The 25,137-nt window shown below is 69.4% G+C and carries 18 protein-coding genes; 14 read left to right on the top strand and 4 right to left on the bottom strand.

Annotated elements, in window-relative coordinates; all coding sequences use genetic code 11:
- The first annotated feature begins 83 nt into the window (after positions 1–83).
- The 11 genes from HH310_RS37195 (at position 84) to HH310_RS37145 (ending at position 16,713) form a co-directional block, all read left to right on the top strand.
- Positions 84–983, top strand: a complete 900-nt coding sequence (locus HH310_RS37195) for a sulfurtransferase (RefSeq protein WP_169180438.1) — start codon at positions 84–86, stop codon at positions 981–983.
- Between the two features lie 77 nt (positions 984–1,060).
- On the top strand, positions 1,061–2,803 hold the full coding sequence (locus HH310_RS37190; protein ID WP_169180437.1) for an HSP90 family protein: 1,743 nt from the start codon (positions 1,061–1,063) through the stop codon (positions 2,801–2,803).
- The gene (locus HH310_RS37185) at positions 2,803–5,466 is read left to right on the top strand and encodes a tetratricopeptide repeat protein (protein WP_169180436.1); all 2,664 of its coding nucleotides are present in this window, start codon (positions 2,803–2,805) and stop codon (positions 5,464–5,466) included. Before HH310_RS37190 ends, HH310_RS37185 begins: the two co-directional genes overlap by 1 nt.
- Positions 5,467–5,510: 44 nt before the next feature.
- A complete protein-coding gene (locus HH310_RS37180) occupies positions 5,511–6,116 on the top strand; it encodes a TetR/AcrR family transcriptional regulator (RefSeq protein WP_169180435.1) in 606 nt (201 codons plus the stop codon).
- Between the two features lie 28 nt (positions 6,117–6,144).
- The gene (locus HH310_RS37175) at positions 6,145–7,482 is read left to right on the top strand and encodes an acetyl/propionyl/methylcrotonyl-CoA carboxylase subunit alpha (protein WP_169180434.1); all 1,338 of its coding nucleotides are present in this window, start codon (positions 6,145–6,147) and stop codon (positions 7,480–7,482) included.
- A 6-nt stretch (positions 7,483–7,488) separates the two neighbouring features.
- A complete protein-coding gene (locus HH310_RS37170; protein ID WP_169180433.1) occupies positions 7,489–8,367 on the top strand; it encodes a hydroxymethylglutaryl-CoA lyase in 879 nt (292 codons plus the stop codon).
- Positions 8,368–8,507: 140 nt separating this feature from the next.
- On the top strand, positions 8,508–9,536 hold the full coding sequence (locus HH310_RS37165; RefSeq protein ID WP_169180432.1) for a hypothetical protein: 1,029 nt from the start codon (positions 8,508–8,510) through the stop codon (positions 9,534–9,536).
- 279 nt (positions 9,537–9,815) lie between these two features.
- Positions 9,816–11,204, top strand: coding sequence for a chaplin (locus tag HH310_RS37160; protein WP_169180431.1), 1,389 nt, complete (start codon positions 9,816–9,818; stop codon positions 11,202–11,204).
- Positions 11,205–11,429: 225 nt separating this feature from the next.
- On the top strand, positions 11,430–12,971 hold the full coding sequence (locus tag HH310_RS37155; protein ID WP_169180430.1) for an acyl-CoA carboxylase subunit beta: 1,542 nt from the start codon (positions 11,430–11,432) through the stop codon (positions 12,969–12,971).
- Between the two features lie 12 nt (positions 12,972–12,983).
- Positions 12,984–14,141, top strand: coding sequence for an acyl-CoA dehydrogenase family protein (locus tag HH310_RS37150; RefSeq protein ID WP_169180429.1), 1,158 nt, complete (start codon positions 12,984–12,986; stop codon positions 14,139–14,141).
- 118 nt (positions 14,142–14,259) lie between these two features.
- Positions 14,260–16,713, top strand: a complete 2,454-nt coding sequence (locus HH310_RS37145) for a helix-turn-helix domain-containing protein (protein WP_169180428.1) — start codon at positions 14,260–14,262, stop codon at positions 16,711–16,713.
- Positions 16,714–17,033: 320 nt separating this feature from the next.
- On the opposite strand, the gene HH310_RS37140 is transcribed toward HH310_RS37145, so the two are convergent.
- Positions 17,034–17,513 (bottom strand): MarR family transcriptional regulator, encoded by a 480-nt coding sequence (locus HH310_RS37140; protein ID WP_169180427.1) that lies wholly within the window; start codon positions 17,511–17,513, stop codon positions 17,034–17,036.
- A gap of 99 nt (positions 17,514–17,612) precedes the next feature.
- Here HH310_RS37140 and HH310_RS37135 point away from each other — a divergent pair, with 99 nt between their 5' ends.
- Complete coding sequence (locus HH310_RS37135; RefSeq protein WP_169180426.1) at positions 17,613–18,191, top strand: YceI family protein; 579 nt, start codon at positions 17,613–17,615, stop codon at positions 18,189–18,191.
- Between the two features lie 190 nt (positions 18,192–18,381).
- Positions 18,382–19,854: a glutamate--cysteine ligase gene (locus HH310_RS37130; RefSeq protein ID WP_169180425.1), complete on the top strand. Its 1,473-nt coding sequence runs from the start codon at positions 18,382–18,384 to the stop codon at positions 19,852–19,854.
- Between the two features lie 988 nt (positions 19,855–20,842).
- Here HH310_RS37130 and HH310_RS37125 read toward each other — a convergent pair.
- Both HH310_RS37125 and HH310_RS37120 read right to left on the bottom strand, forming a co-directional pair.
- On the bottom strand, positions 20,843–21,229 hold the full coding sequence (locus tag HH310_RS37125) for a RidA family protein (protein WP_169180424.1): 387 nt from the start codon (positions 21,227–21,229) through the stop codon (positions 20,843–20,845).
- Between the two features lie 219 nt (positions 21,230–21,448).
- Positions 21,449–23,515, bottom strand: coding sequence for a Hansenula MRAKII killer toxin-resistant protein 1 (locus tag HH310_RS37120; RefSeq protein WP_169180423.1), 2,067 nt, complete (start codon positions 23,513–23,515; stop codon positions 21,449–21,451).
- Between the two features lie 143 nt (positions 23,516–23,658).
- On the opposite strand from HH310_RS37120, the gene HH310_RS37115 reads away from it, so the two are divergent.
- The gene (locus HH310_RS37115; RefSeq protein ID WP_169180422.1) at positions 23,659–24,564 is read left to right on the top strand and encodes a PASTA domain-containing protein; all 906 of its coding nucleotides are present in this window, start codon (positions 23,659–23,661) and stop codon (positions 24,562–24,564) included.
- A 3-nt stretch (positions 24,565–24,567) separates the two neighbouring features.
- On the opposite strand, the gene HH310_RS37110 is transcribed toward HH310_RS37115, so the two are convergent.
- Positions 24,568–24,864 (bottom strand): hypothetical protein, encoded by a 297-nt coding sequence (locus HH310_RS37110; protein ID WP_169180421.1) that lies wholly within the window; start codon positions 24,862–24,864, stop codon positions 24,568–24,570.
- Positions 24,865–25,137: the final 273 nt, after the last annotated feature.

Below are 25,137 nucleotides of genomic sequence, written 5' to 3'. Positions count from 1 at the left end.
TCAGTCGTCCTCGACATCAACCTGAAGGGGCGCAGTGCCCGCCGAGCGGAGCGAGGCCATTAAATAGAGCTAACGTGTCTACCATGTCAGTTCCGAACGATTCGGCGCCTTCGCTTCAGGCGTACGCGCACCCCGATAGGCTCGTCACCACCGAGTGGCTGGCCGAGCATCTCGACACCCCCGGACTGGTGGTGGTCGAGTCGGACGAGGACGTCCTTCTGTACGACACCGGCCACATTCCGGGCGCGGTCAAGGTCGATTGGCACCTCGAACTCAACGACCAGCTCACCCGCGACTACCTGGACCCCGCCGCGTTCGCCGCGCTCTGCGAGTCCAAGGGCATCGGCCGCGACGACACGGTCGTGTTCTACGGCGACAACTTCAACTGGTGGGCCGCGTACGCGCTCTGGGTCTTCAGCCTTTTCGGTCACCGCGACGTGCGCCTGCTCGACGGTGGCCGGCAGAAGTGGGCGGCCGAGGGCCGGCCGCTGACCCGCGACAAGACCGAACGGGCCAAGGCCTCCTACCCGGTTCCGGTGCGCGACGACGCCGACATCCGCGCGTTCCGCGACCAGGTCATGGCGCACATCTCGAGCAACCGCCCGCTGGTCGACGTGCGCTCCCCCCAGGAGTACTCGGGTGAGCTCACGCACATGGAGGCGTACCCGCAGGAGGGTGCGTTGCGCGGCGGTCACATCCCGGGCGCGCTGAGCAAGCCGTGGAAGTCGGCGGCCAACGAGGACGGCTCCTTCAAGCCGGCCGACGAACTCACCAAGATCTATCACGATGAGCTCGGGCTCGATCAGGGCGACGACATCATCGCGTACTGCCGGATCGGCGAGCGGTCCAGCCACACCTGGTTCGTTCTGCACCACCTGCTGGGTTACCCGCAGGTCCGCAACTACGACGGTTCCTGGACCGAATGGGGCAACCTGGTCCGGGCGCCCATCGCGCGCGGCTCCGAGCCGGGCGGGCTGAGCTGAACTTCAGCTGATCTTCAGGAACGGGGCGGGGAAAAACCGCCCCGTTTTTGTCGGCCCCCTCCGGTACCTTCTCGGCCGTGAGCGACACGTTCCAGGTCGACCTTCGCGGCATCGTCGACCTCTTGAGCCACCATCTCTACGCGAGCCCGCGGGTCTACCTCCGCGAGCTCCTTCAGAACGCCGTCGATGCGATCACCGCGACCGGTGACCTGAGCGCCGGCCGGGTCACGATCACCACCGGCGGCGACGCCCTGCGCATCACCGACAACGGCATCGGCCTGACCGAGGCTCAGGTGCACGAGTTGCTCGCCACGATCGGCCGCAGCTCGAAGCGGGACGAGCTCGGCTTCGCCCGGCACGAGTTCCTCGGCCAGTTCGGCATCGGCCTGCTGTCCGCCTTCATGGTGGCCGACGAGATCCGGGTGCACACCCGCCGCGACGGCGCCGAGCCGGTGCTGTGGATCGGCTATTCGGACGGCCGTTACGAGGTGCGCCCCGGCGATCAGCGCGAGCCGGGCACCACGGTCACCCTGGTGCCGCGCCGCGACGCCGAGCATTTGATTTCCGGTACGACCGTGCGAGAGCTCGCCGGCCTGTACGGTTCGTTGCTCCCGGCCCGGGTCGAGGTGGACGGCGTTCGCGTGACGGCCGGTGGCGTGCCGTGGGGCGGCGCCGAGCACGACCTCACGGCGTACGCGGAAGAGGTCTTCGGTTTCCGCCCGCTCGACGTGGTGCCGCTCGACGTGCCGGTGGCGGGCCTGCACGGCGTCGCGTTCGTGCTGCCCACGCCGGTCAACCCGGCCGCTCGAGGTGGCCATCGGGTCTACCTCAAGCGCATGCTGCTCGCCGAGAGCGTCGAGGGCCTGCTGCCCGAGTGGGCGTTCTTCGCGCGGTGCGTGGTCGACAGCTCCGAGCTGCGGCCGACCGCGAGCCGCGAGGCGCTGTACGACGACGGCCTGCTCGCCGAGACCCGCGACGCGATCGCCGACCAGTTGCGCGGCTGGCTGGTGCGCCTCGCCGCGACCGATCCGCGCCGGCTCTCGCAGTTCCTCGGCATCCACCACCTCGGTGTCAAGGCGCTCGCCCTGCACGACGACGAGATGCTGCGCCTGGTCGAGCAGTGGTATCCGATGGAGACCAACATGGGCCGCGTCACGCTCGCCGAGTTCCGCCAGCGGCACGGCGCGATCCGGTATGCGGAGACCACCGACGAGTTCCACCAGCTCGCGTCCGTCGCCGCCGCGCAGGACGTGGCGGTGATCAACGGCGGCTACGTGTACGACTCGGAGATCATCCAGCGGTTGTCCACGGTGGATCGTGACCTGCGTGTCGAGCGGCTCGACCCGGGCGATCTCGCGGACCATTTCTCCGCTGTGGACACCGAGACCGAGCTGCGGCTGCGGCCGTTCCTCACGGCGGCGCAGCGACGGCTCGACCGGCTCGGGTGCGAGGTCGTGATCCGCGGTTTTGATCCGGCGACCGTTCCGGCGATCTATCTGGTGAGCCGGGCTGCGGCCTTCCACGACCAGTTCACCACCAGCCGTGAGACGGCCGACGACCTCTGGGGCGGGGTGCTGGACGCGCTCGCCCGCACCACCCCGACCGATCGCCCGCAACTGGTCCTCAATCATCGCAACGCGCTGGTCCGGCGCATCATCACGATCGGGGACGCCGATCTGGCCGGGCTGGCCGTCGAGTCGCTCTACGGGCAGGCGCTGATGCTCGGGCACCACCCGATCCGGCCGGCCGACGCCGCGCTGCTGACCACATCGTTCATGGGGCTGCTCGACAGGGCCGTTCCCGGCGAGGGAGACCACTGATGCCGACCGTCAGCGAGATCTGGGATCTACTCTACAAGATCGACGACCTGCCGTACGGCGCGTCGCGGTCGGCGATGGCCGAGCAGTTGCTGCGCCAGGCCGACGGCGCCGGCGACCAGGAGCTCGCGTTCATGAGCCGGCTGATCGCGACGAACTCGTTCGGGTACGGCGGGGACCCGGCGAAGGCGTTCGTCACGTTCTCCTGGTGCCTGAGCGATCTCGACAACAACCCCCAGCCGTATCACCAGCGCACTCTCGGCAGCCTGCTCTGGGCGTACAAGGCGATCGTCACCGCGCTGACCAACTTCCCCGAGGTCCCGCTCGACCGGACGTACGCGGCGCTGGACGACATGGAACGGCGGTACCGCGAGTACGGCCAGGGCATGCAGGCCGTCTACAAGAAGCGCTATCTGATCGCCGAGCATGTCGGGCTGGCCGACGCGGCGGACCAGTGGTTCGAGCGGTGGCAGGCCGCGCCGCGGGACAACCTCTCCGACTGCGTGGGTTGCGACCCGACCGCCGGCGCCGAATACCTTTCGTCCCGCGGGCGGTTCGCCGACGCGGTGCGGCACGCCAACCCGGTGCTCGACGGCGAGCGGACGTGTGCCGAGCAGCCGCAGCGCATGCTTACCGAGCTGATGGTGCCGTATCTGATGATCGGCCGGGCGAACGACGCGGCCGACGCGCATCGCCGGTCCTACCTGCTCGCCCGCGACAAGATCGTCAACATGATGGGCATCGCGTCGCACATCGAGTTCTGTGCCCGCACCGGCAACGAGCATCGCGGCTTGGAGATCTTCCAGCGCCACGTCGACTGGCTCGACCGGGCACCGTCGCCGGCGGCCGAGATGGACTTCGCCGCGGCGGGCGGATTGCTGCTGCGCCGGATCACCGAGCTCGGCCACGGCGACGCGGTGATCCGGCGGAAGGATCACGACGACGCGACCGCCGCCGACGTCGCCACCGAGTTGCGCGCGACGGCCATCGCGCTGAGCGGTCGTTTCGACGACCGCAACGGGACCGACCGGCAGAGCCGGCGCGTCGCGAAGCGGCTGGACGCCGAGCCGTACGCGACGGGCATGACGTTGTCACCGATCGCCCGGGCGGTGTCCCCGGTCGCGCCGCCCCCGGTCGCCCAGCCGGCGGTGATCATCCCGGCGCAGGCCGATCCGGCCGAGCTGATCGAGCTGGCCGAGGCGCATCAGGCCGCCGACTGGCACGCGGCCGCGGCCGCCACTCTGGACGCGCTGGACGCCCGTTTCCCGCGGCTCGACGATCCGCTGCTGGCCGGACGCCGGGCGGTGCTCGCCGGTGAGCGGTTGCGCGCCGTCGACCGCGACATCGATCGCGTGCTCACACACTGGGGCGAGGCGGCCGACCTCTACGCCACCGCCGGTGATGTCGGCGCGACCAGCGTGATCCGCGCGCGGATGGCCGTCGAGCGGGCGTACGCCGGGCTGACCGACGAGGCGTTCGAGCCGGTCCGGGCCGACGCTGACTACCAGGAGGAACACGGCGGCGCGCCGGAACGGGCCAAGGCCTGGGCCCGTCTGTCTATTTTGCACTATTTGAACGATGAGCTCGACGAGGCGAACGCGATCGCGGACCGCTCGGACGCGTACGCCGAGCAGTCCGGCGACGAACGGCTGATCGCGATGCACGCGATGCTGCGGGCGCGTAACCGGGCGGCCGCGCACCGCCACGACGAGGCGATGACGGCGGCCCGCCAGGCCTACGAGTTCTATCGGGCGCACGGGCCGTCGCGCCGGGTCGCCGAGGCGGCCAACCTTTTCGGGCACATCGTGGACGACCCGGCCGAGAAGGCCGAGCTGTTCGGCATCGTGATCGCGTCGCCGGCCGCCGATCTGGCACTGCCCGCTCGCCTGGGCCGGGGGACGGCACTGATGCGGCTGGGCCGTTCCGACGAGGCGATCACCGATCTGGTCGAGGGGGTCGCCCTCTGCGCCGAGCACGGGCAGGACGGCGCGGGCGCCTACGCTCGTGCCGAGCTGGCGAACGCGTACCGGCTGGCGGACCGCCCGGCCGAGGGCGCCGAGGTCGCCGAGCAGGCGGTATCGATCTTCGAACGTCTGGGCGACCAGGAGGCGGCCGACAACGCCCGCTATCTGCTGGCCGGCCTCAACCGCGCGATCGGCGACGCGAACCGGGCACTGGAGCTCTACCGCGAGCTGATCGAGCGGCTGGCGGACAACCCGGCCGGCCGGGGCCAGATCGCCGAGCAGGCCGCCGACCTGCTCTACGAGATGGACCGGGACGCCGAGGCGGCCGAGACGTTCGCGGCCGCCGCTGTCGCGCTGCGCGACGCCGGGGATCTCATCGGTGAGCTGCGTGCGCTGCGCCGCCGCATCGGCGCACTGCATTACGCGGACGCGCCGGACGAGGGCGAAGAGGCCGCCAAGGTGGCTGCCGAGCGCTTCGACGCGTTGCCGTCCGAGCTGGCCGCCGAACCCAACGCGATCTACCAGCGCTCCCTTGTGGGATACGAGGTGGCCGGCTTGCTGATGGCGCGGGAGAGGTTTGCCGAGGCGATCCCGCACCTGCGTGGCGCGCTCGGGAAATTGCGCTCTATCGGGGCTACTGAGCAGGCGGAACGCGTCGAGAGCATGCTCGCCGACGCGGAAGCACGGGCATCCATATCCTGAACGGCCGTTAAGTAACGGGCTTGACATCGGGTTACAGTTGCCAGGTGACGACGGTTGATCAGCAGCACCGGCCGGGGCCGCCCGCGCCCCGGCGCCGGTCGCGCCGAGACGAGATCCTGGAGATTGCGGTCGGCCTTTTCGCCGCCCGTGGCTACCACGGCGTGTCGATGGACGACATCGGCTCGGCCGCCGGCGTAACCGGCCCGGCGCTCTATCACCACTTCGCCGGCAAGGAGGCCATGCTGGCCGCCGCGCTGATCCCGGTGAGCGAGGGCCTGCTGGCCGGCGGCCGCGCACGTGTCGCCCGTCACCCCGACGACGCGGGCGCGGCGCTGGCCGACCTGATCGATTTCCACGTGGAGTTCGCCCTGGCCAACCCCGCTGTCATCGCGCTTCACCTGCACGAGCTGGACCGCCTTCCGGACGAGCCGCGCCGCCAGATCCGCCGGCTCCAGCGCCTCTATGTGGAGGAGTGGGTCGGCGTTCTCGCCACGCTGCGACCGGAGCTTGATGCGGGCGAGGCCCGGGTACTGGCACACTCGGCGTTCGGTTTGATGAACTCCACCCCGTTCCTGGGCGGTGAGGTCGACCGGCGCCGCCGCGCGGCGTTGCTGCGTGATGCCACCGTGCACGCGCTGACCGGTCACTGACCGGGAAAGTCGAGACAGAAAGAACTACATGATCGAGTCGCTGCTCATCGCCAACCGGGGCGAGATCGCCCGCCGGATCATCCGTACCGCCAAGCGGCTGGGGATCCGGACGATCGCGGTCTACTCGGAGGCGGACGCCGGCATGCCGTTCGTCCTCGAGGCCGACGAGGCGGTCAACGTCGGACCGGCCAACCCGGCCCAGAGTTACCGCAACACCGAAGCCATCCTCGCCGCCGCGAAGTCCACCGGGGCCCAGGCCATCCACCCCGGTTACGGCTTCCTCAGCGAGAACGCCGACTTCGCGCGCACGGTCGCCGCCAACGGTCTGATCTGGGTCGGCCCGTCGGCCGAGGCGATCACCGCGATGGGCGACAAGATCAACGCGCGGAACCTGATGGCCGCCGCCGGAGTCCCGGTCGCGCCCGGCACCGAGGACCCGGCCGCCACCGTGGAGTCCGCGATCGAGGCGGCCACCTCGATCGGGTACCCGGTCATGGTGAAGGCCGCGGCGGGCGGTGGCGGCATGGGCATGCAGGTCGCGAACGACGAGGCCGCCCTGCGTACCGAGTACGAGAAGGTCCGCACTTTCGCCGAGCGCATGTTCGGCGACGGTTCGGTGCTGATCGAGCGCTACTTCCCCCGGGTGCGCCACGTCGAGGTGCAGATCCTCGGTCTCGCCGACGGCCGGGTGATCGCCCTGTCCGAGCGCGAGTGCTCGGTGCAGCGCCGCAACCAGAAGCTGGTGGAGGAGGCCCCGTCCCCGGCGGTGAGCCCGGAGCTGCGCGCCCGCTTCCTGGCCGCGGCGGTCAAGGCCGGCGAGGCGGTCGGGTATCGCAACGCCGGCACCGTCGAGTGCCTGCTCGACCCGGCCACCGGCGAGTTCTTCTTCCTGGAGATGAACACCCGTCTGCAGGTCGAGCACCCGATCACCGAGCTCATCCACGGCCTCGACCTGGTCGAGGAGCAGTTGCGGATCGCCTCGGGCGAGGCGCCGACCTTCGACCCGGCCGCGCTGACCAGCACCGGCCACGCGATCGAGCTGCGGGTCAACGCCGAGGACCCGAAGCGCTTCCTGCCCGGCCCCGGCAAGGTCGCGACCTGGGTGGAGCCGACCGGCGACGGTGTCCGGGTCGACTCCGGCTACGCGGCCGGCACCACTGTCACGCCGAACTACGACTCCCTGATGGCGAAGCTGATCGTCTACGGCACGGACCGTGCCGACGCGATCGCCAAGGCGCGCACCGCCGTGGCCGGTTTCGAGATCGTCGGCCCGAAGAACAACCTGCCGTTCTTCGCCGAGCTGCTGGAGAACGACGAATTCCTGTCCGGTGACTACGACACCGGCATCGTGTCGCGTATGAGGTGAGCTCACTTGTCCGAGGTCAGCATTCGTGAGGTCGCACCGCGGGACGGGCTGCAGAACGAGGAGCCCGTCCCGACCGAGGCGAAGGTCAGTCTCATCAACGCGTTGAGCGAGACGGGCGTGCGGCGGATCGAGGCTGTCTCGTTCGTCCATCCGAAGGCCATCCCGCAGATGGCCGACGCGGACGAGGTGTGGGCACAGGTCACGAAAAATCCGGATATTCGGTATTCGGCGCTCATCCCGAACACCCGCGGCGCGCAGCGTGCGATCGCCGCGGGTTTCCGGGAGATCGAGGTGGTCGTCTCCGCCTCGGACACCCACAACCGCCGCAACCTGAACCGGTCGACGGACGAGTCCATCGAGGACATTTCCCAGCTCATCCCCTTGATCCACGAGGCTGGCGCGACGGTTGAGGTGATCGTCGCGACCAGCTTCGGCTGTCCGTTCGAGGGCGACATCGATCCCGACCGGGTGGCCGCGATCGTGGCCCGGGTGCGCGCCGACGGCGCCGACCGGATCGCCTTCGGTGACACCACCGGCATGGCAACTCCGCGCCGGGTGCGTGATCTTCTTTCCGCCGTACGCCCCGACCTCCTGCACTTCCACAACACCAGGGGTACGGGACTGGCCAACATCCTGACGGCGCTCGAACTGGGGGTGTCCGAGTTCGACGCCAGCGCCGGCGGGATCGGTGGGTGCCCGTACGCGCCCGGAGCCTCGGGCAACGTGGCGACCGAGGAGGTCGTCCACATGCTGCATGACATGGGCATCGACACCGGAATCGACCTGGACCGCCTGATCGAGACGGCGGAGATGGCGGAGAAACTGCTCGGCCGCACGTTGCCGAGTGGCGTACTCCGTGCGGGTCCTCGCACCAGATTGGTGTGATTTCTACCGCAGAAACCTGCGATCATTTTTCCGATTTGTCTGCGTGACCCGTCCACGCTCGTTTCGTTACCAATACGAGTGGCCGACCGCCGGTTCCGGCGAACGGCCACCGGTCGGAATCGAATGACGAGGGGCGAATCATGACACGACTGGGGGTCGAGCGCACTTCGCGCACGCCTTTCCGGTCGCCGTCCATGTCGTCCATCGGTGTGTCCGCGCCCTTACCGCCTCACAGCCAGGTGGCGGAGCGGCCGGCGGAACGCCGCCCACGCGGCACCGGGTCGTCCCGGTGGCTTCTGCGTGTCCTCGTCGTCGGTGGCCTGGCCGGTGCGGCCTGGTTGCTCACCGGTGCCGCCGCACAAGCGGCCGACCGCGCGGACGGGCCATCCGGCTCGCTGCTCGGTTCCGTTGTCGACAGTGCCGCATCCGGCGGTTCCGCGATCGACGACTTGGTCGGCAGCGACACCACCGCGCCCGTGCACCGCGTTCTGAAGGTGGCCACCCGGCCGCTGGAGGCCGCGAAGCCGGTGCGCAAGCATCATCTCGTGCCCGACGTGCTCGACGTCCCGCGGCGGGTTCTCACCCAGCCGATCGTCGACGAGGTCGTGCGCGACCCGAGCGTGATTCCCGCGAACGCCGCTACCGACGGCGTCGACGATGTCCTCGCGGACGTCGCCGGCCCGGATCGGGGCGCTCCGGCGGATGACCAGCAGCGGCCGATCGCGGCGACCATCTCCCCGGTCGCCACGCTGCCGGAGCCGGTCGCGGGGGCAGCGCGGGCCGAGGCCCAGCCCCAGGAACCGGTGGTTGCACCGGTTCCGAAGGTCTCCCGCGTCGTTACCGCGGTTCATGACGACGCACCCTCCGTACGACCTTCCGCTCCACACCGGACGGCCACCGCGCACGCGGTGATCGCCCGACCGGAACGGGCGTCAGCGGAGGACAACCCCGGCGGTGGCGGTCCCGCGGCACCGCTGCGGCTGCACCTCGGGGATGTCAGTGGTACCCCGGCCACCGGGTCGGGGAGCACACGGACGGAAGGCGGCTCCGCGGCCTTCCAGCCGGCGGCGATCGCGAGCAGCACCATGGCCTGCCATCGGCTGCCGATCGCGTGCGATGTCGAGGTCCGGCGCCATGACGCCGAGACACCGACCGCCTCACCTGACTGAAGTGATGGCGCCCGGCGGTCCCCACGACCGCCGGCAATCCGGCCGGCACCGGCTTCGGTGCCAGCGTCCCGGCTCGATTCCCGAACCGCTTGCGACCAAGCGGGGAACCGTGCGCGCCTCCATCACGCAACCGCACCGAAGCCCATGGGGCGCAATTCGACAAGCGGAGTCAGGGCAACAACAAAAAGCGCCAAGGCACCGCTGCGCCCGAAATGCACGTACCGAAACACCTAATTGAATAGCCATGATTAATTCATTTCGGAAAGGCATTTCTTCCGCATGAAGACTTGGGTTCGCAAGACACTGAGCGTCGGCGTCCTGGCCGCCGGTGCGCTGCTCTTCGCGCCGGCCGCCGCGCAGGCCGACTCCGTCGGGGTCAACGCCGGCGACAACGGCAGCAACCCGGCGACGCAGTTCGTCACGGTCGCCAACGTCCCGGTCAGCCCGGCCAGCGAGTCGGCCCAGATCCTGGGGGCGGGCGACGCCCGTGGCGCTCTCCTGGAGCACGGCGACGACCAGCGCCGGGACCGGCGTGGTGGGCAAGGTCCGGACGTCTTCCAGGTCCACGGCGACAGCGCGGGCTGGCTGACCGGCAATCAGGTCTACCTGCCGGTCACGATCCCGCTGAACGTCGTCGGCAACTCCATCCTGACGGCGGGCCGCACCGACTCGCGTGGTGTCGGTGTCAACCGCATCGAGGAGAGCGGCACCGAGCGGCGCGGCGACGGGCGGCGCGGCGACAGCCCGTCGGTCGTGCAGGTCGGCGACGACAGCTACGGCTGGCTCACCGGCAACCAGGTGTACGCGCCGATCGACATCCCGATCAACGCCTGTGGCAACTCGATCCTGGCCATCGGCCCGGTCGTGAGCCGCGCGGTCTGCGCGAACGGCATCTCGCGCGACGAAAGTGCGTCCACCGGCGGCAACGCGCTGTTCGCGCCGACCGCCATGCCGGAGCTCCTGTCCGGCAGCTCGCGGACGGTTTCGGCCGGCCGGGTGCGCGAGTCGGGTCCGGCCGACACCGTGCAGGCCCACGGCGACAGCCGCGGGATCGGCAGCGGCAACCAGATCGTTCTCCCGATCACCGCGCCGATCAACGCCTGCGGTAACTCGGTCGGCGCCCTGTCCCTGCTCGGCGGGGTCCAGTCGTCGGCGGTCTGCGCCAACGTCATCCGTGACGCGCGGGGCAACGGCGACGACCGGGACCGCGACTGCGACCGGGACCGGGACCGCGACGGTCGCTGCTTCGGCAACGACGACGACCGGGACCACAACTGCGACCGTGACCGTGGCTGCTTCGGCGACCGCGACTGGCACCGTGGTTGCGACGGCCGCAACGGACTGCTGTCCGACGCGCTCTTCTTCTCGCACGACCGGTGCGGTCGCCACGATGGCCACATCGGCGGCATCAAGGGTGACCACGGCAGCCGGGGCCACGGCAACAAGGGCGACCACGGCGGCAAGGGCAACAAGGACGACGACAAGTACGCGGCGGCCAACGGCGTCAGCCCGGACACCAACGACAACGGCTACGGCCAGGGCGAGGAGCCGGACAACTACGCCAAGCCCGCTGCCACCGGCAGCAACAGCAAGGCCACCGGTGGCCGCCAGGCCGCTGACCTGACCGAGAGCGTCAACGGCCTCGGCCTGCTGAACACCCTGCGCTGAGCCGGGCGGTAACAGACCGGGTCGCGCCGGTCCCGGGTGCGACCCGACGACGCCAGGAGGCGTCGAACTGAGCCGGTGTTCCTCCACGGCATCGGTGGTAATGAAACGGACGGGAGTCTCCGCGCCTTGCGGGGGCTCCCGTTCGTCGTTGCCGACCGAGCGAACGATAAGCTACCCTAACGGTCGTTCAGGCCTAACGATCGTTCAGGATGTGGGGGTTACGCGGTGCTCGGAGGTTCCGGGGACGCCGAGGAGGCGCTCGCGCAGATTCGCAAGCGGGTGCTCACCGGCGGCGCCGAGCGGTACCACGCGGCCAACGCCGCCAAGGGCAAGCTGTTCGCGCGCGAGCGGATCGCGTTGCTGGTCGATGACGGCTCCTTCGTCGAGGACGGCGTGTTCGCCAACAGCCTCGCCGACGGGCTGCCCGCCGACGGCGTGATCACCGGGACCGCCCGGATCGACGGGCGCCAGGTCTGCCTGATGGCGAACGACTCGACCGTCAAGGCCGGTTCCTGGGGAGCCCGTACGGTCGAAAAGATCATCCGGATCATCGAGCGTGCGATTCAGTCCTCGGTTCCCATGATCTACCTCGTCGACTCGGCCGGGGCCCGGATCACCGATCAGGTCGACCTTTTCCCGGGCCGCCGCGGCGCCGGCAAGATCTTCCACACCCAGGTGCGTGCTTCCGGAGCGATTCCGCAGGTCTGCGCCCTGTTCGGGCCGTCGGCAGCCGGCGGCGCCTACATTCCGGCCTTCTGCGACGTGGTCGCCATGGTCGACGGCAACGCCAGCATGTATCTGGGGTCCGACCGCATGGTCGAGATGGTGACCGGGGAAAAGACGACGCTCGAGGACATGGGCGGCGCCCGCGTGCACTGCGCCGAGTCCGGCGTCGGCCACTTCCTCTGCAAGAGCGAGAACGACGCGCTCGACGTGGTCCGCGACTACCTGTCGTATCTTCCGTCCAACTGGGAGGGCCGCCCGCCCGCGACCGAGGCCAAGGCGCCGCCGGAGATCGATCTCGGCGCGCTGGTCCCGGCCAGCGAGCGTCAGGCCTTCGACATGCGGCGGTACGTCAAGGGCATCGTCGATCAGGGTTCGTTCCTGGAGATCCAGGCGTTGTGGGCGCGTGAGCTGACGATCGGGTTCGCCCGGCTCGACGGCGAGGTCATCGGTGTCGTCGGCAACAACTCGATGTTCAAGGGTGGCGTGCTCTTCGTCGACTCGGCCGACAAGGCGACCCGGTTCGTGCAGCTCTGCGACGCCTTCAACATCCCGCTGCTGTTCCTGGCCGACGTTCCTGGCTTCATGGTCGGTTCGGCCGTGGAGAAACAGGGCATCATCCGGCACGGCGCCAAGATGATCACGGCGATCTCCGAGGCCACGGTTCCGAAGATCTGTGTGGTGGTCCGGAAGGCGTACGGGGCCGGGCTTTATGCGATGGCCGGCCCCGGCTTTGATCCGGACGCCACGATTGCCCTGCCCACCGCCAAGATCGCGGTGATGGGGGCGGAGGCCGCGGTCAACGCCGTCTACGCCAACAAGATCGCGGCCCTCGGCTCGGACGAGGAGCGCGCGACGTACGTGGCCGAGCTCCGCGCCGACTACGAACGCGACATCGACATCATGCGTCTCGCCAGTGAGCTGGTGGTCGACACCGTCGTCGAGCCCGGCGATCTGCGCGACGAGCTCGTCCGCCGCTTCGACGCGGCCCGCACCAAAGACCGTAGCTTCGCCCGGCGCCGGCATGGCGTCACGCCCGTCTGACAGGAGTACCCCATGGTCGACTTCCGGCTCGGCGAAGAGCAGGAGGCCCTGCGCGCCACCGTGCGGGACTTCGCGCGCGAGCAGATCGCTCCGGTGATCGCCGAACATTACGAGCACAAGACCTTCCCGTACGAGGTGGTCCGCCAGATGGGGAAGATGGGGCTGTTCGGCCTGCCCTTCCCGGAGGACGTCGGCGGTATGGGCGGCGACTATTTCGCGCTGTGCATCGCTCTCGAGGAACTGGCCAGAGTGGACAGCTCGGTGGCGGTCACCCTGGAGGCGGCGATCTCGCTGGGTGCCATGCCGATCCACCGCTTCGGTACGCCCGAGCAGAAGGAACGCTGGCTGCCGAAACTGACCAGCGGCGAGGCTCTGGCGGCCTTCGGTCTGACCGAGCCGGGCAGCGGCACCGACGCGGCCGCGATCACCACGCGCGCGGTGCTGGACGAGTCGACCGGCGAGTGGGTGATCAACGGGTCCAAGGCGTTCATCACGAACTCCGGCACCGACATCACCTGCCTGGTCACCGTCATGGCGCAGACCGGCACGAACCCGGACGGATCCAAGGAACTGTCCACGATCATCGTGCCGTCCGGGACGCCCGGCTTCACGGTCGCGCCCGGCTACTCCAAGGTCGGCTGGTGCGCGTCGGACACCCACGAGCTTTCCTTCGACGACGTACGCGTCCCCGCCGCCAATCTGCTGGGTGAGCGTGGCCGTGGTTTCGCCCAGTTCCTGCGGACGCTTGACGAGGGACGGATCGCGATCGCGGCGTTGTCCGTCGGGCTGGCACAGGGCTGCGTCGACGAGTCGGTGCGTTACGCGAACGAACGTTCGACCTTTGGCAAGCCGATCGGCAACTACCAGGCCGTCCAGTTCATGATCGCGGACATGGAGTTGCGGGCGCACACGGCGCGGCTCGGTTACTACGATGCCGCGGCCCGGATGCTCGCCGGCGAGGAGTTCAAGCGGTACGCGGCCATCGCCAAGCTGAACGCCAGCAACGCCGCCATGGAGAACAGCCGGTACGCGACGCAGGTGCACGGCGGATACGGCTTCATGAACGAGTCGGCGGTGGGTCGCTTCTACCGGGACGCCAAGATCCTCGAGATCGGGGAGGGGACGTCCGAGGTGCAGCGGATGCTGATCGCGCGCGGTCTCGGTCTGTAACGCCGAGAATCACCGCAAGTCCGAGATTACGTTTATTCCCTGACAAGGTTTCCGTCCGCTTCCCGACAGGTACGGATCTCTGCTCGCAGGCATCGTCGCTGATGCATAGGTTCGCATCATGGCGGGGGACGAGGGCGCGGACCAGGTGGTATCCGGATTCGCCGTCGTGCTGCGCCGACATCGGTTAAGAGCGAAGCTGACCCAGGAGGAACTCGCCGTCCGGGCGGCCATCGGCGTCCGGACGGTGCGCGATCTGGAACGCGGTCGTGCCTCCCGGCCGCAGCGCACCACTGTGGAATTGCTGGCCGCCGCGCTCGGTCTGGCCGGCCCCGATCGCGAGGCGTTCCTGGCCGCGGCGCGTGGACAGCCGGCCGAGGAACCGCTGCCACCGACCGGCTTCCTGCAGATGCCCCCGATCGTCGAGCTGATCGGCCGCGACGACGACGTCGGTGAGCTGGTCAACCGCCTCACCGCGGTGGACGGTCCGCGCGGCGTGACGCTGGTCGGCATCGCCGGGGTCGGCAAGACGAGCTTCGGCTTCGTGGTGGCTCGCCGGGTCGCCTCGGCGTACCCCGGAGGCGTCGCCGGGATAGTGATCACCGAGGGTGCGTCGGTCGGCGAGATCCTGGCCAGCGTCGCGGCCGCCTTCGGGGTGGGCCGTTTCGAGGACCTGCCCGGCCGGTTCGCCGAGCGCGCCGCCCTGGTCTTCGTCGACGCCGTCGAGCGAGCGCCGGAGGCCGCCGCCGAGGTGCTCACCCGGCTGCTGGACCGGATTCCGTCGCTTCGTTTCCTGGCCACCGGCCGGCACCCGATCGGCTTGCCCGCCGAGCGGGTCTGGCCGCTCGCGCCGCTGGTGGTGCCGCCGCCGGAGGCACCCGACCTACTCCCGGCCATCGCCGGTTATCCCGCCGCCGCCCTGTTCCTGGACCGCCTCGGCCGGGTCCGGCACACGCCGCTGGAACCCGATGAGATCGCGCCACTGGCCACCTTGGTGCGACGCCTCGGCGGCCTCCCGCTGGCGATCGAGCTCGCCGCCGCGCGCGGCCGCGTGCTCACCATCGCGGAGATCCTCGACCGGTACGGCGATCGCGTCCTCGACCTGGACCGCCCCGGATCGGTGATGCCCTCGGTTGCCGTCGTCTCGCTGCGCGACGCCGTGGCCGCCAGCTATCGGCTGCTCAACCCCGGCGAGCAGCACGCGCTGCGCCGCCTCGCGATGCTGCGCTACCGATGGTCGCTCGGGCTCGCGGAACGGATGACCGAGGGCACCCAGACCGACGGCGCCGATGTCGTGCACCTGCTCAACCGGCTGCTCGAGCTGGGCCTGCTGAGCGTGCGCGGCAGCCGCATGGTCCGGTTCCGCCTGCTCGACGTCGTGCGGGACTACGCGTCCGAGCGTGCGGCGGCCGAGGGCGAGCTGACCGAGGGCCGCCGCCTGCACGCGGCCGTGCTCGCCGATCTGGCCCGGCAGACCGCGCCCGACCTGGTCGGGATCAAGCTGACCGAGGCGGCCGGCCGGCTCGACGACGTGGCCGGCGACCTGGGGGCGGCGTTGTCGTTCGCAGCCGGCGAGGAGCCGCACACCGCGCTCCGTATCGCCGCCGCGCTCCCGCGCTGGTGGCGGTTCCGGGGCATGGACGTCAGCGGCCGCCAGTGGCTGCGACGGCTGCTCGACGACCCGCGTACCGCCGACGCCGACCCGGCGACCCGCGCCTGGGCCAAGGTCGGACTGGCCCAGCTCGCCCTGGAGCACGGCAAGGGCGCTGAGGAGATCGGCTCGGCGATTCAGGCGGTGGCCGAGTTCGAGCGGCTGCGGGACGTCGCGGGGCAGCTCACCGCGCACACCCAGCTCGTCGCGATGTGGATGACCACCGGCGAGTACGACGAGGCGCGACGGCACGGCGAGGCGGTTCTCGCGCTGGCCCGGCGCAGCGGCAAGACCCGGGATATGGCCCTGGCCGAGAACAACCTGATCTGGCACGAGATCCGGGTGGGCGATCTGGACGCGGCGCGGCGCCGGCTCGCCGCGGTGGATCTGCTGGCCAGCGACGGCGGTGAGGATCGGTTGCGGGCGGTCGCCCTGGCGAATCTCGCCGAGGTGGCGAGGCTGGACGGAAACCCGGAGGAGGCCGAGCGGCTCGGGCGTCGGGCCATGGTCGAACTGGAACGGGTCGGCGATCCGAACCATCGGCGGCGCCTGCTGGCGACGATCGGGCTCGCGCTGGCGTCGTCGGGTCGGGTGGATCCGGCGCGCGAGGTGCTGGAACGGTTGCGTCCCCCGGAGGACGGTTCGTCCTTGATGGTGGAAGCCGCGATCGCGACGCAGCGCGGGGAGCAGAAGCGAGCCGCCGATTGCTACGGGCGCGCCGCAGAGGCGTACGGGAGCGCTCATGATCCGCGGGATGTGGTGGAGGCGCTGGTCGGCCTGATCGCCAGCTCACCCGAGGGGGAGGAGCGCACGCGCGTGGTGCGGAGGCTGGCCGACCTGTGTCACTCGGGCGGGATCACGCTGGTGAAGCGGGAGCGTGATCAACTGGGCCCGGAGATCGTGGTTGAGGTGCTCGGAGCCTGAGACGCCGGCCGCTGTGGTGAGCCGGCCGGCGCCACGGCAATCGAGACTCGCAGGGGGCTGGCGTGGCGCGGCGGTCGGCATGTGCCCCCCACGCGCCGACCGTCGACACCCCACCAGTTAACGCGGCGAGAACGATGGCTCCCCCGTCAAAAGCCCCGCACATCGCCTCGGTCGCGCCGCATCCCCCTGCGCGGATCACAGTAACGGCGAGGTGTGGCCCAACTGGGTAGATATGTCCCTTAAAGGCCGACGCGTCGCCCGGTTCTGCCGGTACTTCTGCCGGTTTAACGATCTTCTCGTACGCCAAAAATCACTGTGAGTTACGAGTTGTCGTCGTCGGCACCGGCCGTGGCGCACGGGTTGACGGCGTCGCGGATCTTGCGAAGGGACTGCAGCATTCCGTCCAGCTGGTCGGTCGTCAGCTGGCCGACGAACCACTTCTGCACGAGCTCGAGATGGCCGGGAAGCACCTCGTCGAGCCGGGCCTGGCCCTGGTCGGTGATCACGGCGTACGAGCTGCGGCGGTCGGTGGCACAGGCCTCGCGGCGTACCAGTCCGTCGCGGTCCATACGGTCGACCACCCTGGTGCATCCGCTGGTGGACAGGGATGTCTGGCCGGCCAGATCGGTCATCCGCAGACGCTGCTGCGGTGAGCGGGCCAGGCGCATGAGAACCTCGAACTCGACGCCGGAGAGCCGATGTTCGTCGAACTGGGCGGAAAAACGACTACTCAGCCCATTGAACGCTTCAGCGAACAAACCGACCGCGGTAAGCCGCGGGTCTTCCAGTTCGGTAGTCACAAATCCAGGCTACATGTGCGCTTGACATGGGGAATGTTGCTTCGAATATAGTTGTTTGAGCAGACAACAACATCTCCCAGCTTCGGAAGAAGGCTTGTCATGACCGAGTCCGTCGTCAGCACCCGTCCGTTCGAGGGTCTGCAGATCCCGGTGGCCGGCACGTACGCTCTGGACCCGGCACATAAGCGGGTCGGTTTCATCGCCCGACACATGATGGTCGCCAAGGTTCGCGGCCAGTTCGCCGAGGCCAGCGCCACGATCACCGTCGGCGAGGACCCGCTGCAGTCGTCGGTCACCGCCACGATCACCACCGCGAGCATCGAGACCGGCACCGTCGACCGGGACAACCACCTGCGCAGCGGCGACTTCTTCGAGTCCGAGAAGTACCCGACCATGGAGTTCCGCAGCACCGGGATCAAGGAGCACGCCGGCGCCGAGTTCGTTCTCGACGGCGAGCTGACCATCAAGGGCATCACCAAGCAGGTCGAGCTGACCGTCGAGTTCGAGGGCGCCGCCACCCACCCGTCGGGCAAGCCGGTCTTCGGGTTCAGCGCGCACACCGAGATCGACCGCGAGGACTGGGGCCTGACCTGGAACATGGCCGTCGAGGGCGGCGGCGTGCTGGTCGGCCGCAAGGTCAAGATCGAGATCGAGGGCGAAGCTGTCCTGCAGGGCTGATTTCGACCGTCCACATACGAGAGCCGTCGTCCGGATCCGCGGGCGGCGGCTCTTCGCATTCCCGTACGGCAAGCGCGCGCTGTCATCTGGCGGTCATGCGCTCGGGATGGCAAGGTATACCGAACGTACCGGCTCGCTCACAGGGTGGTGATCGACGTCCGTTTCGGCCCCGATCGTGCCGGGAGGGTGAGTGGGCAAGGACCTCGCAACCGTCGTCTTCGCGCCGGAGGACCGCGTCCGGTTCCGGCAAAAGGTGCATCGCTGCCTCGACGTGCTCGCCGACATGCTCGACGCGGACATTTTCGACACGTGCGACGGCATGACCGGCCTGGAGATCGAGCTGAATCTGATCGACTCTGGCGGCCGGCCCGCGATGCGCAACAACGAGGTGCTCGCCCACCTCGCCGACCCGGCGTTCCAGACCGAGCTGGGCCGGTTCAACCTCGAGTTCAACGCGCCACCCCAGTCGATCATCGGCCGCGGACTCGCCGACTACGAGCGTGACGTGCTCGACAGCCTCGACCGCGCGGTTGATCGAGCGGCCAAAGTGGAGAGCGGGCTATTGCTGATCGGCATGCTGCCCACGCTGACCCGGGATCATCTGACCAGCGAAAACCTCTCGGCAGACGGTCGATATCTCCTGCTGAACAGGGAAATGTCGGGCGCGCGGGGCGAGCAGTTCAGCCTCGACATCGCGGGCGTGGAGCGGCTCCGAAGCGCCTGCGACTCGATCGTGCCCGAGGCCGCGTGCACCAGCGCCCAGTTCCATCTGCAGGTGCCGCCCGACCGGTTCGCGCGGTTTTGGAATGCCTCGCAGGCGATCGCCGGGATCCAGGTGGCAATCGGGGCGAACGCGCCGTTCTTCCATGGTCGCCGGCTTTGGGCGGAGACCCGGATCGTGCTGTTCGAGCAGGCCACCGACACCCGTCCGGCAGAGCTCAAATCCCAGGGTGTACGCCCGAGGGTGTGGTTCGGCGAGCGCTGGATAACGTCGGTCTTCGACCTCTTCGAGGAGAATGTCCGCTACTTCCCGCCGTTGCTGCCTTTGCTCGACGACGAGGATCCCGTGGGTGTCCTGGAGTCCGGCGGCGTGCCGCGGCTCAGCGAGCTACGGATGCACAACGGCACGGTCTACCGCTGGAACCGCCCGGTGTACGACGTCTCGGACGGACGCCCGCATCTCCGCATCGAGAACCGGGTGCTGCCGTCCGGTCCTACGGTGGTTGACCTGCTGGCCAACGCGGCCTTCTATTTCGGCTTGATCAGGCAGCTCAGCGAGGAGGAGCGGCCGATCTGGTCCCGGCTGCCGTTCGCGACCGCCGAGTCGAACTTCCGGGTCGGCGCCCGGCACGGCATGGAGGCCACGGTCGTCTGGCCGACGACCGGCGAAATCCCGGTGGCCGATCTGGTGCGCTCGGTCCTGCTCCCCAAGGCGTACGCCGGTTTGGACCGTTACGGCGTCGACCCTGCCGTGCGCGACCGCCTGCTGGGCGTGATCGACGACCGCTGCGCCGCGTCCCGCAACGGCGCAACGTGGCAGACCGAGGCGGTCCGCGAGGCCGAGTCCCGAGGCTTGAGCCGCCCCGAGGCCCTGCACGACATGCTGCTCCGCTACCAGGTCCTGCAGCAGTCCAACGAGCCAGTCCACACCTGGCCCGTCTGAGCCCGGCGAGACCGCGCGGCCTCGCACCCGGCCCGTCTGAGCTGGCGAGACCCCGCGGCCTCGCGCCCGGCTTGGTTGATCCACGTCTCCCTGGTTTCGCGGCGGCCGCCGAGCCAGCTAGGCGTTCGGCGTGGTTGGGCGCGGGCGCGAGTCCAGCGGGCGCGCTAGTCGAGCAAGTCCTAACTGCAGTTCGTGATGCTTAGGCGATGAGTGACCTGGTCACGGCTAGGCTGATGGCGCCGTTACGCCCAGTGCTGACACGCTGTGGGAGTGATTCCGCGAGATAGGTGGTTATGGGCGTTTTACGGCTTGCAACGGCGCGCTCCGCTGCTTGAGCGCATCCTGGTAGCTGCGGTTACGCGCTGCCGACCTGATAAGCGGCTGAGGCCGCCGGCCAACCTCGCTGCCGCCACCTCGCTGCCGCCACCTCGCTGCCGCCGACCTGGCTACGACTGCGAAGATCGTCCTGGTCGCGTGGCGATCGCTCGCGGCCGGAGCGTCCACTATGTGGGATATCGCGCCCGCATCATGGACTTTGGTGGACCTTGGATAGTTGCGCCCACATACGAGCCATAACTCTCCAAGGTTCACATCTGGCCGGAAAAGTCTGCTGGGCGAAAGACTCATTACCGGACAAAAGCTTTCTCCACAATGGACCTACATCCCGCATTGTGGAAGCCGAGTCCAGGACGTGGGCGCGGATCTCAGCAGGCGGCCAACCATCCCACGGAATGGAAGCGCCGTGCGGCCGTGTGCCGAGCCTCGCTCGCCAGTGGCCCAGCCGATCCGGCCGATGCCTGGAAATATCGGATATGCGAGGAGGCGCGGTCGGCGGCGTGCCCCGCGACCACGCGATAGACGGCGACCACGTGAGCGGCGCCGACTGCGTGAGCGGCGCCGACTGCGTGAGCGGCGCCGACTGCGTGAGCGGCGCCGACTGCGTGATAGGCGCTATATACACGCGACTAGAGACCGTTAGGACACTCGTCTAGCGCCTGCGGCGTGCGTCCACCTCGATCTCGATCTTCATGCGTGGGTCGCTGAGGCCGCACACCATCATGGTCGCGGCGGGCCGCACCTCCCCGAAGCGGCGCCGGAGCACCGGCCAGCACGGCTCGAAGTCATCTCGCTCGGGAAGCAGATACCGCACCCGGACCACATCCCCGAACGTGCAGCCGGCCTCGGACAACGCCGCCTCGATGTTCTTGAGGCACTGCTCGGCCTGCTCGACGACGTCCGCGGAGATCGTCATGGCCGCATAGTCGAACCCGGTAGTCCCCGACACGTAAACCCGGTCCCCATCGACGACCGCCCGGGCATAGCCGATCTGTTCTTCAAAGGTCGAACCACTGAGAACCGCACGTCGCTCCGTCACCGCCCGAACGCTATGCGTCCCATGCCAGCTCCGCCGTCCGTTCCCGCCCAAAAGCACGGGACAACGCAACGTCGTCGGCGGCGGCGAGGACCAGATCACTGTCATTTCGCCTTGATGCGCCCCGCGGGAACATCTCCGGCGTTGCGCGGGAGGCTCGGGCCCCGAATGTCCGGTTCCTCTGGCTTCGCCGCGGAACCGGTTGCCACTCGCCGGGACGCATCACTCGCTCACCGGAGGCTTCGGGTTGATCTGCGCGATTGTGGGCTCGGAAGGCGGCGGCGTAATGGTCGACTTCGCCGGCCTACGACCAGCGGTCGTCGCCTTCCGCGCTCGCTCACGGCTCGGCCGCGCTGCGGCCGCGATCTCCGGGTCGGCACCCCCGGCACTCGTGGCGTCCAGGGCGATCGCCGCGTCTCGGGCGCTCCCGGCGCTCCCGGCGTCTTGGGCGCTTGTGGCGCTCCCGGCGCTTGTCGCGTCTCGGGCGCTTGTCGTGCTCCCGGCGCTTGTCGCGTCTCGGGCGCTTGTCGTGCTCCCGGCGCTTGTCGCGTCTCGGGCGCTTGTCGTGCTCCCGGCGCTCGTCGCGTCCTGGGCGCTTGTGGTGCTGCGGGTGTTCGCAGGATCCTCGGCGGCTGCGGGACGCCTGGTGGCAGCGGGACGCCCGGCAGCTGCGGGACGCTCCGCGGCTGTGGAACGGGCGGCGGGTTCGCCAGTCGGAGGCGTGCCGCGCCGCGCCGTACCACGCGTTGAGCTGGATTTACCGGATTTATCCGTTCTATCGGGAGCGGCCGAGCTCGACAGAGCGCCTCGCGGGTCGGCGGATGCACCGGACGCTGATTCGGCTGCGGTCACCGCGGCACGGCTTTCTGGCGCCGCGATGGACGTTGTCGCGTCCAGGACCGGCTGGGCGTCTGCCGTTGATCGGGCCGAATCGGAAGGTTGGGCCGGGACCTTTGCTCGACCGATCAGCCTGGCCAGCCGTCCTCGCTGGCGAGGTGCCTCGGTCTCGGGCCGATCGCTACGGTCGTGATCGGCTTGATAGCCGGTGTCGACGTCGCGCGGACCGGCCGCCGGAGCTGTCGGCGGCTTGGCCGCGACGGCCTCGGACGGGTTCGACGGTGATCGGCTGGGCGGGGCGACGCGGGGCGACGTGGTGGCCTGGGCGGAGGGTGATCCACCACTGTGGCCGGAGTCGTCCGATTTGTCGTATGGCGAAGTGGCTGCGGAATGTGGCTTGCCGGTAACTGCGTCGGGGCCGGCCTCGTAGCTGGGGCTGGCCTGAGCGTCTGGGCTGGTCACCGGGTGTGGGCTGGTCACAGAGCCTGGGCTGGTCACAGAGCCTGGGCTGGTCACAGAGTCTCGGCTGGTCTCGGTGGCTGGACTAGTCACGTCTGGGCCGGCCGCGCCGGCACGGCGGGATCGGCGGTCTGCTGCTGCTCGGCCGGCGGTTACGGCCAGGGCGGAGCCGGCCAGGCCGGCCAGCACGGCGTAGGGCGCGATCAAGTAGGCCGACTCGAGCGGGCCTAACGCGCCGGTCAGGCGGGGTGCCAGAGCGAGGAAGGCGACGGCCACCAGGAGCGGGCCGACCACACCGGACACCGCGGCGCCTAAGCCGTGGTTGCCGCGGCGGATGGCGGGGGCGACGGCGATCGCACCGATGAGGAGGGCCGCGGCCAAGGTCAGCAGCGCGCTTGGCCAGAAGATCGTGCCGAAGCGCTCGCCGTCGCTGGACTGGGCGAACTGCCAGCTCGTCAGGTATGTCGCGGAGTCGCGGTGCCAGGCCAGCTCGACCACGATCGCGGTGATGGCCAACGCCCAGAGCAGGACACCGGTGGCCATCAGGTTGGCGGCGATCGGTTTGGAGGCGACCGCGAAATACGCCACGATCAGGCCGAACAGGACGCCTAGCAGCGCATATCCGCCGGCTGTCACCTGCGGGGAGAAGGCGTCGTCGCGTACGGCGGAGCGAGCCGGCAGCGCGATCAGCGCGACGGCCACCAAGGCGCCGGCCGCCGCCGAGGCCGCGAGGGCCAGACGCCAAGCGCCACTCCACCGCTTAGCCGGAGCGCCGCCCAGCCGGCTGGCCAGGACCGCGCCGAAGACCGTGGCGCTCGCCGTGATCCACGTTGCCCAGCTCAGGCTGCCCAGCCAGTCGCTGTCGTCGGTGGTCGCGGTCACTGGCCAGACGACGACGCCCAAGCCGTAGCCCAGTCCGAGTTGGGCGGCACCCGTCCCCGCGGCGGCTCCGGCCGCGGTGGCCACTCGTGAGATCCAGCCCTTATCGGCCATGCCGGGCACTGTAGCGGGAGCCACCGAGCCCCGCGAATCCGTCGCGGGCCCCTGTGGATATCGGTTTGTGCGGCACCTGGCTCACTTGTCCGCCAAGATTGGATACGTTGACCCCTGCGGGTGAATGACGTGGAGGAGCGGCAATGTCCGACGAGCGCGACGAGACGCGACCGTTCACGCCCCGCCACAGGGACGATGACGCCACGCGGGTCGGCGGCTTCCCTGCGGCGGAAGACGACACTCGGCCGCATGGCCCGTCCGGCGACGAGACCCGGGTCGCGCGGCCGTCCGATGACGAAACCCGCGTCGCGCCGTCGTACGGCGACAAAAGCCGCCCGTACGGCGACAAAAGGCGCCCGTCCGATGACGAAACCGTGGCGGATCCCTTGCCGCCTGCGACGAATAAAACGTCGGTCATGCCGCCGGTCGGCGACGACTGGGCCGCCAGCAGGGCGAACCCGGCGTGGTCCGGCCGCGCCGAGGTGCGCGCGCCCAACCCGGCCACCTATCAAGACGCCGACGACTGGCCGAACACGATGGGCCGGGAACCGCGCGACCGCTGGTGGATGCCGATCGTGGTCGGCATCATCGCGCTGATCCTGCTGGCCGCGCTGGCCGTCGGTATTTATCTGATCATGCAGAACTCCGGCGGTGACGAGACGCCGGCGCCGCCCGTCGTGCCGTCGGCGGCGCCGACGCAAACGCAGCAGACCCCGACGTTCACGCCCAGCGCCACGCCGTCGACCGAGCCGACCACGACCGCGCCGACTCCGTCGCCGTCCACGACCAACCCGGCGACGAACGCGATCACGGTCCCGGCGCTCAAGGGGCTCCCGTTGCCGGAGGCCGAGACCGCGCTCAGCAACATGGGCCTGAGCTGGCACGTCATTCTGCGTGACGACGACGCGTTGCCCGGAACGGTGATCGACAGTGATCCGGTGGAGGGGCAGGAGGTCCCACCGGACACGAGAATCACGCTGGTGGTCGCGCAAGGGGCGACGCCACCGGCAACCGGGACGGCCGGAGAGCCCGGGCTGAACGGCGACTGAGCGTCAGCGATTCGTTCGCAGCCGGGACCGGACGTTCGCCGGCACCGTGCCGGGCTGACGGCCGTTGCGCGCCCGCGGGTCGGGGGCCTTACCCACCGCACGCAGGCCGTTTACCTGAACGAAGATCGACCGCCGCTCGACCGCATCCCCCGAGGTATTGAGCTCATACCCGTCCAGCCAAATCCAGCCGTCGTATGTCGGCCAGTCGTGGACCCGGATGACGCGGAAGAGCATCGGCGCCGCGAATTGGACGCTCGCCGCCTTCGTCACGTGTATGACATCACCGGACCGAGGTAGCACGTCTTCTCCTGCCCTAGAACCCGTCTCGGGGTGAACCTTGACACGGAAGCACTAAGTGTGCCCGGCCGAAACGTCTTTGCAAGCTCTCCACGTGCCAATCGTCAAAAAGCGTTGCAGAACGTTACCGCCACCGATCCGCCGGTGCCGTCCGGAGTGGATCAGTCCACCTCGGACGAACCGTCGGTTCGGTCCACCGTAAACGGCGTTGTCGGCCGAGACTTGTCCGCGTCGCCCGTCAAGAGTAAGTGACGCGGGCCATAGCGAAAAGATTGC

The sequence above is a fragment of the Actinoplanes sp. TBRC 11911 genome, assembly GCF_012933445.1.
Taxonomy (GTDB): Bacteria; Actinomycetota; Actinomycetes; order Mycobacteriales; family Micromonosporaceae; genus Actinoplanes.
This window is presented reverse-complemented; position numbering and strand designations above follow the sequence as displayed.